7 protein-coding genes are annotated in these 10698 nt (G+C 69.6%); 4 read left to right on the top strand and 3 right to left on the bottom strand.

Annotation, left to right across the window (positions count from 1 at the left end):
• The coding region (gene guaB, locus DI269_RS09440; RefSeq protein ID WP_112135156.1) for an IMP dehydrogenase at positions 1-1382 on the top strand (1382 nt) is incomplete at its 5' end.
• A gap of 24 nt (positions 1383-1406) precedes the next feature.
• Complete coding sequence (locus DI269_RS09435; RefSeq protein WP_112135068.1) at positions 1407-2528, top strand: GuaB3 family IMP dehydrogenase-related protein; 1122 nt, start codon at positions 1407-1409, stop codon at positions 2526-2528.
• Between the two features lie 50 nt (positions 2529-2578).
• Here the strand turns inward: DI269_RS09435 and DI269_RS09430 are convergent, their stop codons facing one another.
• From DI269_RS09430 to DI269_RS09420, 3 genes are all read right to left on the bottom strand, one after another.
• Entirely contained in the window at positions 2579-3013 is a 435-nt protein-coding gene (locus tag DI269_RS09430) for a hypothetical protein (protein ID WP_157974865.1), read from the bottom strand.
• On the bottom strand, positions 3010-4062 hold the full coding sequence (locus DI269_RS09425; protein ID WP_112135064.1) for a hypothetical protein: 1053 nt from the start codon (positions 4060-4062) through the stop codon (positions 3010-3012). Before DI269_RS09425 ends, DI269_RS09430 begins: the two co-directional genes overlap by 4 nt.
• Before the next feature lie 63 nt (positions 4063-4125).
• On the bottom strand, positions 4126-5418 hold the full coding sequence (locus tag DI269_RS09420; RefSeq protein ID WP_157974864.1) for a hypothetical protein: 1293 nt from the start codon (positions 5416-5418) through the stop codon (positions 4126-4128).
• A 326-nt stretch (positions 5419-5744) separates the two neighbouring features.
• Here DI269_RS09420 and DI269_RS09415 point away from each other — a divergent pair, with 326 nt between their 5' ends.
• Both DI269_RS09415 and DI269_RS09410 read left to right on the top strand, forming a co-directional pair.
• On the top strand, positions 5745-9158 hold the full coding sequence (locus DI269_RS09415; RefSeq protein WP_112135060.1) for an adenylate/guanylate cyclase domain-containing protein: 3414 nt from the start codon (positions 5745-5747) through the stop codon (positions 9156-9158).
• Between the two features lie 365 nt (positions 9159-9523).
• A partial coding sequence (locus tag DI269_RS09410) for a serine/threonine-protein kinase (RefSeq protein WP_232822686.1) occupies positions 9524-10698 on the top strand: 1175 nt, incomplete at its 3' end.

Genomic DNA, 10698 nt, shown 5'->3' with positions numbered 1-10698 from the left:
CCCGCAACATCCGCATCTCGGTGCCGCTCCTGACCGCGCCGATGGACACCGTCACCGAGGCCCGCATGGCGATCGCCATGGCCCGCCTCGGCGGCCTCGGCATCCTCCACCGCAACCTCCCGGCCGAGGAGCAGGCCCAGCAGGTGGACCTCGTCAAGCGCTCCGAGTCCGGCATGGTCGCCGACCCGGTCACGTGCTCGCCCGAGGACACCCTCGACCAGGTCGACAAGCTCTGCGGCAAGTACCGCATCTCCGGCCTCCCCGTGACCGACGAGAAGGGCAAGCTCGTCGGCATCATCACCAACCGCGACATGCGCTTCGAGTCGGACCTCTCCGTGAAGGTCTCGACCGTGATGACCAGGGAGAACCTGGTCACCGCGCCCGAGGGCGTCTCCAACGACGAGGCCCTCGAACTGCTCAAGCGCCACAAGATCGAGAAGCTCCCGATCGTCGACGCCGACGGCTACCTGCGCGGCCTCATCACCGTCAAGGACTTCGCCAAGCGCGAGGAGTTCCCGAACGCGTCGAAGGACGACTCCGGGCGCCTGCGCGTCGGCGGCGCCATCGGCGTCGGCGACGACCAGTACGCGCGCGCCGGGCAGCTCGTCGAGGCGGGCGTCGACCTCCTGGTCGTCGACTCCTCCCACGGGCACTCCCGCGGCGTCCTCGACATGATCGCGTCGATCTCCAAGGACTTCGGCCACAAGGTCGACATCATCGGCGGCAACATCGTCACCGCCGGCGCCGCGGCCGCCATGATCGAGGCGGGCGTCGACGGCATCAAGGTCGGCGTCGGCCCCGGCGCGATCTGCACCACCCGCGTCGTCGCGGGCGTGGGCGCGCCCCAGGTCTCGGCGATCATGGACACCGTCCGCGTCGCCCGCGAGCGCGGCGTCCCCGTCATCGCCGACGGCGGCATCCAGTACTCCGGCGACATCGCCAAGGCCATCGTCGCCGGCGCCTCCACGGTCATGATGGGACAGCTGTTCGCAGGGTGCGCGGAGAGCCCCGGCGAGCTGATCTACATGAACGGCAAGCAGTTCAAGTCCTACCGCGGCATGGGTTCCCTCGGGGCCATGCAGTCCCGTGGCCAGGCGAAGTCCTACTCCAAGGACCGCTACTTCCAGGATGCGGTCGACTCCAACGACAAGCTCGTCCCCGAGGGCGTCGAGGGCCAGGTCCCCTATCGCGGGACCCTCGCACAGGTGGTCTACCAGCTGGTCGGCGGTCTGCGCATCGCGATGGGCTACACCGGGGCCGGTACCATCGAAGGGATGCATGAACGCGGACGTCTGGTCCGGATCACCGCTGCGGGCCTCAAGGAGAGCCACCCGCACGACATCCAGATGACCGTGGAAGCGCCCAACTACCACACGCGGTAGTCGGGCCCGGTAGGAGGAGAGACTGTGCGGGAATTGGTCGAGATCGGCCCCGGCAAGATCGTGGCGCGCGGCTGGCGGCTGTCCGAAGTGGCGCTCGTGCCGACCCGGCGGACCCGGGACATCGACGACGTCTCCACCGAATGGCAGCTCGACGCCTACCGGTTCGAGATCCCTGCCGTGGCGCACCCGTCCGATGCGACGATGAGCCCGGCTTCCGTGATCGAGATGGGCCGCCTCGGCGGCCTCGGCGTCCTGAACGGCGAGGGGCTCTGGTGTCGCTACGTCGACCCGACCTCGCTGCTCAAGGAGCTCGCCGACACGCCGGCGGAGAACGCGATCGAGCGCCTCCAGGAGATCTACGCCGAGCCGGTGAAGCCCGAGCTCATCGCCGAGCGGATCGCCGAGATCCGCGCCGGCGGGATCACCACGGCGATCCGCTTCAGCCCGCAGCACACCGCCGAACTCGCGCCGCTCGCGGTCGAGGCCGGGGTGGACCTGCTGGTCATCCAGGGCACCATCGTCTCGGCGGAGCACGTCTCCTCCGGCGGCGACGTCCTGAACCTGAAGCAGTTCATCGCGGACCTCGACATTCCCGTCGTCGTCGGCGGGGCCACCAACTACAAGACCGCGATGCACCTGATGCGCACGGGCGCGGCTGGCGTCATCGTCGGGGTCGGCTCCGACGACTGGTCGACCACCGACACCGTGCTCGGCATCGACGTCCCGATGGCCTCGGCCATCGTCGAGGCCGCCGCGGCCCGCCGCGACTACCTCGACGAGACCGGCGGACGCTACGTCCACCTCATCGCCGACGGCGAGATCACCAACTCGGGCGCGATCGCCAAGGCCCTCGCCTGCGGCGCCGACTCGGTCATGCTCGGCTCGATCCTCGCCGACGCCGCCGAGTCCCCGGCCGCCGGCGCCTGGTGGCACTCCGCCGCCTCCCACCCGAAGCTCCCCCGCGGCCGCTTCCGCCCGGGAGACTCCGGCGACGTCGAGGTCCCCGACCTCGAAGCCATCCTCTACGGCCCCAGCAATTCCTCCGACGGCTCCCAGAACCTCTTCGGAGGCCTCCGCCGAGCCATGGCCAAGACCGGCTACACCTCGGTCAAGGAATTCCAGAAGGCCAGCCTGGTCACCGCTTAAGACGAGCCGATTCGAGGCCCGGTCCGCTTGCGCGGGCCGGGCCTCGGCGTCTACTCGGGCGCCTTCGGCATCCGGGCCGTCATCGCGGCCCACTCCCGCCGGTCGTAACTCCAGGCCGGATAGGGCGCTCGCTGCCGGCGCCCGTCGGCGCGGACGCCGTAGACGCGATTCCGCGCTGACGAGTACTCGACGTGCTCGAAAGCGGGCTGGGAGAACACCTGCCGGTAGGTCTTGCGGCCGACCGACACCAGCGAGCGGGCCCGCGGGTCGTACCCGATCCGGTGCCTTCCCGCGAGGACGACAATGCATCCGCCGACGGCTCCGGCCGGACCGCCGACGAGCAGCGCCTGCAGCGACATGTCGACGACTCCCACGGCGGTGAGCACCGCGAACACGATCGCAGCCGCCGCGGCGACCGCGAGCGTCCACCCGAACAGGACGCGGTTCGGACCGGTGATCAACAGCGACGGGGCCGGGGCTTTCATCGCGTCATCTCTTGGCCAACACCGTCCCGCGAGGAGGCGTGGTCGTCCAGGAACCGGTCGACGAACACCTTCCAGGCGGCCTGCTCGCGCGCCCAGCCCCTGGCGACGCGCCGACGGGTGCCGTCGGCGCGTACTTCGCAGAGGCACCCGGTGTAAACCGAGTATTCGAGCCGTTCGTACCCGGGACGCGGGAACTCCCGGGCCGCTCGGCCGGGGTACTTGACGCTGACCCGGCCGACGTCGTAAATGAGTACCGGCCTGAGGATGAGCGGAAGGGCGCCAAAGAGGATGTAGCCGACGGCCGCGATCAACGAGGGCCCGAATGGGTCGCCGACCGCGCGGAGGTCGAGCCATAGGACGAAGTTGAGCATTGCGAGGCCCAGCCCGGCGAGTAGGAGGCCTGTGAAGAACCGCCAGCGTATGCCGACCTTGACCATGGGTTCCGGTTCGACTGGTGCAGCAGTGGGCGGTTGAATCTCAGGGGCCGTGTCGGAGTTCTCGCTACCGCTCGCTTGTTCGGCCTGGTGTGCCAAGAAGACGGCAACGAACTCGGTCCACGAGTCCTGGTCGACCAGATACCCGTTCCGGGCGAGACCGCGTTGCTTGCCGCTTGCACGGACCCGTTCGAGTCTCGCGAGATAGATCGAGTATTCGAGTCGGTCTCCGTTGCGCCATCGGCGAGTCGCCCAGGCGGCCTGACCGAACCGCCGCTGCCTCACGTCGTAAGTGAAGAAGTTCTTCTGCGCCAGGAAGACCGTGCAGAAAGCCGCGACGAACAACGGCGGGAACTCCAGGGCAAACATGAGAGGTCGGCTTTCGATCCCCAAAGCGATGATCAAGTAGAAGCTGAGCGCGAACGTCACAGGAACCAGCGACCAGCTGATCGCAGCCGCCCGCTTGAGCAGGCGGCGCTTGGACCTGACGGTGATCACGCCCTGCGCGGTTGCAGCAGTGTCCAGGCTCTGCGAGGTGCCATCCGCTGTGAGGAGCAGCCGGAATTGCTCCAGTTCCTCCTCCGGGTTCCGAGGAGTCGAGGGTTCGGGGTCCATATGGGTGTCTTTCATGTGCGAGGGGGTGCAGCTCAACGGCATGATCGTAACCGGATCAGCCGTTCAGCTGGGTTCACCGGTGACCGACTGCTCCTGGCGGTGGGCGATCATCGCGTCGGCGAACTTCTGCCAGTCCGTGCGGTTCATGTACCCCCGGGGGATGGGCAACTGCCTCCGCTCTCCGTTCGCCCGCACTTCGTAGACCCGGGCGTCGTAGATCGAGTACTCGATGCGCTCGAATCCGCTTGAAGGGAACACGGTGAGGCGCTTCGTCCCAGGGCGGAGGATGACTCGACCCTTGCCAGGATCGAATGTCAGGAACCTCCTGAACCACAGCGGCTTCGCCGCATCGATTCCTGAGAGAACGCATGTCGCGGTCGCTATGCCGTACAGGAATTCGAACCAGAAGCCAGGTTGACCCGGGTCGAGCACGACGAACACGAATCCCAGCCCGAGCCCGATCGCGGCAACAGAACCGGCCCGCAGCAGATTGACCCTCACTTGGATCTCGGATTCGGATCCCGATGGGCGGAAGGGCATCTCGGTGGTGGCGAACATGTTGTCGATGAAGGCGGCCCAGTCGTCTTCGCGGAGCCAGCGCGATGCCCGGATGAACCGGCGCCGCTTGCCGTCGGCGGCGACCCTGTAGACGGTCCCGGTGGAGACCGAGTACTCAAGCCGCTCTGATGGATTGGTCGGATACCACCGGGTGCGCCCGCTCCACCGATTCCGGCCGGTTACCACGCGGCGTCGAGGGTCGTAGCTGAAGCAGACCTTGTGGCTGAGGGCCCTGATCGACAGAGCTGCTCCATTGAACCCGGCGATAAAGGCCAGGTAGGACAGCCAGAATTCGAGGCTTGTGAAGGTTGAGAAGGCACTGGCGCGTGACCACATGAAGAGGCCGACTAGCGTGATCGGAATGCTCGCCACCAGCAGCCACGCCACCCGGCGGCGGTTGTAGCGGACGGTCAGCAGCTCGGGCTCGGGCTCGGGTGGTTTGGGCGGTGCGACGGCCTTGAATACGGCCCAGTCGTCGGAGTTGATCAGCCAGGTCCAGATCCGAATCCTGCGGGTGCTGCCGTTGTCCTTGGTCTGGTAGAGCTTGCCGTTGACGATCTCGATCCGGTCGTAGCCCCGCCCGGGGTGGGTGCGGACGACCCACCCGTAGCTGCGGACCTCCAGCACCTGGTCGCCGAGGCGGTACCGGTACGAGAAGACGCCGAGCAGTCCGAGCAGTCCGACGTAGAAGCTTGCGATCCCCGGGGAGACGACCAGGTTGACGAGGTGGTTCCAAAGGCCGATGTCGAGCGGCAATGTGTACGCCGAGAACACCGCGAACGGCGCGCCGGCGATCACCAGGATCGCGTAGTTGCGCCGGTTGGGTCGGAGCTTCAGGAGCCGTCGCTCGGGCTCGGGCTCGGGGGGAGGGGCCATATGGGGTGTCTTTCATGTGCGAGGGGTGAGGGGTGCAGCTCAACGGCATGATCGTAACCGGATCAGCCGTTCGGGTGGGGGTCGGCGATAACGGGGGAGGGGTTGGTCCCCTGCTCGGGGATTTGTGCCGCCGCACACAGGTATCTGTCAGGTAGGCCACGTATCCTTGCCACCGTGAATCGCAAGATCGTCCCCGTTCCCACAAGGAGTGGGGAACAACACAGCCCTGTTTCGGCGTTGGTGCTGCTGTGACCTGCCCGTTCTGTTCCGTGCCCACCGTGCCGGGCGCGCGCTACTGCCACAACTGCGGCGCGCCCCTGTCACCGGAAGCGACCGCTCCTCAGACTGAGCGGCGCTACGTCACGGTGCTCTTCGGCGACCTCTCCGACTTCACCACGTGGTCGGAGAGCCTCGACCCCGAGCGGGTCTCGTCGGTCACGGACCGGCTCCTGGCCGAGTGTGTTTCCGCCGTGAACGAGTTCGGCGGGCATGTCGACAAGTTGACCGGGGACGGCATCATGGCCGTGTTCGGCGCTCCCCTTTCGCATGAAGATGATGCAGAGCGGGCTGTTCGCGCCGCTCAGGCCATGCAGAAGCGTGTTCGCAGGCTTTTGAAGGCTGAATCTGGCGGGGGATTGCCGATCGGGCTTCGGATCGGGCTGCGGTCCGGGCTGGTCGTGGCCGGTATGCAGGCGAATCTTGAGTACACCGTCATCGGCGACACCGTGAACACCGCCGCGCGCATCTGCGCGATCGCCTCCGTCGGCACCATCTGGGCCGGCGAGGAGACCATGCGCGCCACCAAGCACGCCGCCGCCTGGCGGAGGCTGACTCCCGTGCGTCTCAAGGGCAAGCGTGAGCCCGTCGACGTGTTCCAGCTCCTGGGCCTGGAGGACGAGCCCGGGACGCGGGCCAGTCTCGGGGACACCGCGCCGTTCATCGGGCGGGACGCCGAGATCGGGCGTGTCACGGGACGGCTTGAAGCCGTTATCGACCGCAGTGAGCCTTTGGTGCTGATTCATACCGCTGAGGCTGGTATGGGGAAGACTCGGTTCGCCCGTGAGGTGCGGACCCTCGCTACTGAGCGTGGTGCCCGGGTTCTGACCGTCCGGGTTGCTCCTTACGGCGAGGGCCGCCGCTTCGGACCGCTCGCCGACTTGGTCCGCAAGGCCGCCGGCCTGCGGTTCGACGACGACCGGGCCACCGCCGAGGCGAAGCTGCGGCGGATCGTCGACGGGCACGCCGACCACGGCGAGTGCCGCCTGAACATCACCCTGCTCCTGGGCCTCCTCGGCCACGGCCGCCCCGGGGCGACCGACCGGGTCGGGGGGTTCACCGGGCAGCAGTCCGACGCGTACACGATCCCCGAGGCCGTCGCCGAGCTCATCACGCACATGTCGACGCACGGGCCGCTGGTCCTCATCATCGACGACCTGCATACGGCGTCCGCTGACGGCATTGATGCCCTTGGTGTTGCTCTTGCCAAGATTCATGGGCCTGTCCTGGTGCTCTTGTACGGGCGGCCCGAGCTCACCCGGTCTTCTGGTGTCTTGACTCGGATCTCCGAGGCCGAAGTCCACCCGCTGCCTCCGCTCGCCGGCGCCGACGCCGCGCGGCTGCTCCGCGAGTTCCTCGGGGGCGGGCGCCTGCCCAAGCCCGACGAGGACCGCCTCCTCGGTTTCGCGCAGGGGAACCCGTACTACCTCGCCGAACTGGTCACGCTCCTCACCGAGCAGGGCCTCCTCTCCGGCACCGGCGACCAGTGGCGCCTCGCCGCCGGGTCGCTCATGGGGCGCGTCCTCTCGCGCGACCTCGCGCAGGTCCTCGGCGCCCGCATCGACGCCCTGACGCCCGCCGCGCGCTCGCTGCTGCGCGCCGCCTCCATCTTCGGCGACGCGGTCCCGCCCGAGGCCACCCAGCTGCTGGAAAAGGAGGTCCCCGGCGAGTTCGACATCGCGCTCCAGGAGCTCCTCGACCGCCGCATGCTGCGCCGCCGCTCCTACGGCGGCTACCGCTTCGTCACCCCGCTGCTGCGCCAGGCCGCCTACGCGCCCATCGGGAAAGCCGACGCCGCGCACGCGCACGCCGAGATCGCCCGCTGGGCCGCCGACACCGAGCTCGAAGGCCAGAGCGCCGACGACCTGGTCGTCTTCCACGCCGAGCAGGCCGTCACCCTCGCGCGCGAAGTCGAGATCGAGGCGATCGACGAGGTCTGGAACGTCCTCCCGCTCGCCGTCGACGCCGTCCGCAAGCAGGCCGACCGCGCCATGGACGCCTCCGAGCCCGAGCGCGCCGTCGCCCTGCTCAACGGCGTCCAGCGCATCGCCACGCTCTCCTTCGACGACCGCCTCCTGCGCGGCCGGGCCCTCACCCGCCTCGGCCGGACCGTCGAGGCCGAAGCCGAGATCGAGGGCCTCGCCATCGACATCGGGCTCATCCCCGACGACGACCACGCCGACGACGACCACCCGTCCGTGCGGCTCTTCGGCGACGACTTCCCCGAGGACGCCTCCGAGCTCGTGGCCCAGCTGCTGCTGCTCCGCGGCCGCCTCCACCGCTACAAGGGCGAGCTCGCCGAGGCCCGCGGGGCCTGGACGGCCGCGCTGGCGCTGTCGAGGCGCGAGGGCCTGGCCGGGCCGCGCTGCGACGCCCAGTGCCGCATCGGCCTCCTCGACTTCCTCGCCGGGCACCTGTCCGAGGCCGAGGCCCGCTTCCTCGACGCCTACGACGTCGCGGTCGGCGTCGGCGACGACAAGCGCCTCGCCTGGGCCCTCCAGCACCGCGCCTGGGTCCTCGTGGCCCGCGGCGACTTCGACGGCGCCGACGAGGTCCTCCGCGAAGCGGCGAAAGCCTTTGCGCGCCAGATGGACCTGGTCGGCCGGGCGTGGGTCCGCGGCGTCTCCGCGTTCGCGCTCCTCATGGCCGGGCGCTTCACCGAGGCCAAGCGACTGTCCGATGTGTTCATGCCGATCGGCGAGCGCTCCGGTGACGTGTTCGCCGTCGGGCTCCTGCGCGCCATCGGCGCCGCCGCCCAGATTGCCCTCGGCCACCCCGAAGGCGCCGACGCGTTGGCGCGCAAGTCCTTCCGCGACTTCGAGCGGATCGACGACGACTGGGGACGCGGCTTCGCCAAGTACGTCCGGGCCCTCGCGGCCCGCTCGATCGGCGCGCTCGACCACGCCCTCGACCTCGCCGCCGGCGCCGAGGAGTACGGCGCGAAGACCGGCCACCCGCTCCTGATCAGCCTGGCGCACAACCTCAGAGGCCGCTGCGCCCTCGAAGCCGGCGACCCCGCCACCGCGGAAGCCGCGGCGGAGGAGGCGCTCGCGCTGGTCACCGACGACGTCCTGGAGCCGGGCCGCGCGGCCAACACCGCGCTCCTGGCCGACGTGCGCGCCGCCAAGGGCGACCGCGCCGAAGCGCTGCGGATGCTCGAACCCCTTGCGGCCCACTACGACGAGCCGTCCCTGGGGCGCCCGCGCCGGGCCATCGTGGCCCGCTACGCGCGCCTGCTCGACGAGGACGGCCGCCCCGAGGAGGCCGTGAAGTGGGCCGGGATCGCGCTGAAGTCCTTCGGCGAAGACCCTGAAGCGACCGCCTGGGCCGCGCGCTACCTCGAAGCCTCGAACGCCTTCGACGACGTCCAGGTCGCCGGGGCCTGATGAGGGGCGGAGGACGCGGCGGGCGGACGGGCACTCCCGCGAACGCCGCCGGAATGCCCGTCCTCCCGCGCGCTACACGGGGGATGCGTTCACTATGCGCCACCGGGACTTCGCCCTCGGGAAGCGACATATCATCCGTTCGGCCAGTTATCGCTGGCTCTTCGTCTAGGGGTATACAGAATCGTGGGCGCGTTGCCGTACCGTTATCCGATAGGTCCCATGACTCGGATCCCCCAGGCCCGAGTGACCCAGACCGCGCCGCGGCGCGCCCCCCACATGCGCTGACCCGCGCACGACCTGAACCATGCAAGACCCATTTCGGCAAGCTCGCTCGCCGAGAACGGAGGCTGCTTCCAGTGGACACCATGTCGTCCTACGGTGCCCCGACCGGTCCCCTCACCCCGAACGGCTCGCCGACCGCGACGTTCACCCCGCCCCGGGCGCGGACCGAGGCCGACCCCGAAGCCCTCCTCCACGGCATCGAGCGGCTCACCGGCTTCAGCGAGATTGACCGCGGCGCCTACTCCACGGTGTTCAGCGCCACGCGCTTCGACGACGGCTCCGAGGTCGCGGTGAAGATCGAGGCCCGCCCCCTCACCGACGACGCCTCCCGCGAGCGCTTCCGCCACGAGGTCCAGACCGCCGGGCGCCTCTCCGACCACCCGTGCGTCGTCAAGATGCTCTCCGCCGGCCTCACCCACCAGGCGAACCCGTACGTCGTCATGGAGCGCTGCCGCGGGTCCGTCGCCGACCTGCTCGACCGCCACACGACCATCCCCCCGCACCGCACGATCGAGATCGGCATCCGCATCGCCGACGCGCTCGCCGCGGCCCACGAGGCCGGGATCGTCCACCGCGACATCAAGCCCGCGAATCTCCTCATCGACCACCACGGCCACGCCGTGCTCGCCGACTTCGGGCTCTCCAGCCTCATCCCCGTCCCCCGTCCGGGCGAACGGTTCTCGATGATGGCGACCCCCGCGTACGCGCCGCTGGAGGTCTTCCAGATGCAGCACGTCGGCCCCAGCGCCGACGTGTACTCGCTCGCGGCCACCCTCTACGCGATGCTCTCGGGCAACCCGCCGCGCTTCCCCGCCGACGGGAACCTCGACATCAACGAGGTCGCGGCCCTGTTCGACCTGCCGATCCCGGCGATCCCCGGCATCTCGCCGCTGCTGCTGGAGATGCTGCGCACGGCGCTCATCAACAACCCCGACGGGCGCCCGACCGCGGTCGAGTTCCGCGAGTTCCTCGCGAGCATCCCCGAGGCCTCGACCGGGATCATCCCGCGCGTCACCGACGACCCGCCGCACGCGCCTTCGCCTGCGTCCCAAGGGCTCTACGGCGCGTACACCTCGCCCCCCACCGAGTTCCGCGAGCCCGCCGCCCCCGGCTACGCCGACCTGAACGGCATGCCCGACTCGCCTCAGACCCTCCGCCTGGCCCCGGCCAAGCGCCGCGGCCCCGCCGCGGACGACCCGTCGACGACGAACCTCGCGCCGTCCGGCTCCCGCCGCAGCGCCCGCGCCGCCGCGACACC

The sequence above is a fragment of the Glycomyces dulcitolivorans genome, from assembly GCF_003265355.1.
Lineage (GTDB): Bacteria > Actinomycetota > Actinomycetes > Mycobacteriales > Micromonosporaceae > Glycomyces > Glycomyces dulcitolivorans.
Note: the sequence above shows the minus strand (reverse complement) of the source record. Positions and strands in the feature narration are given on the sequence as shown.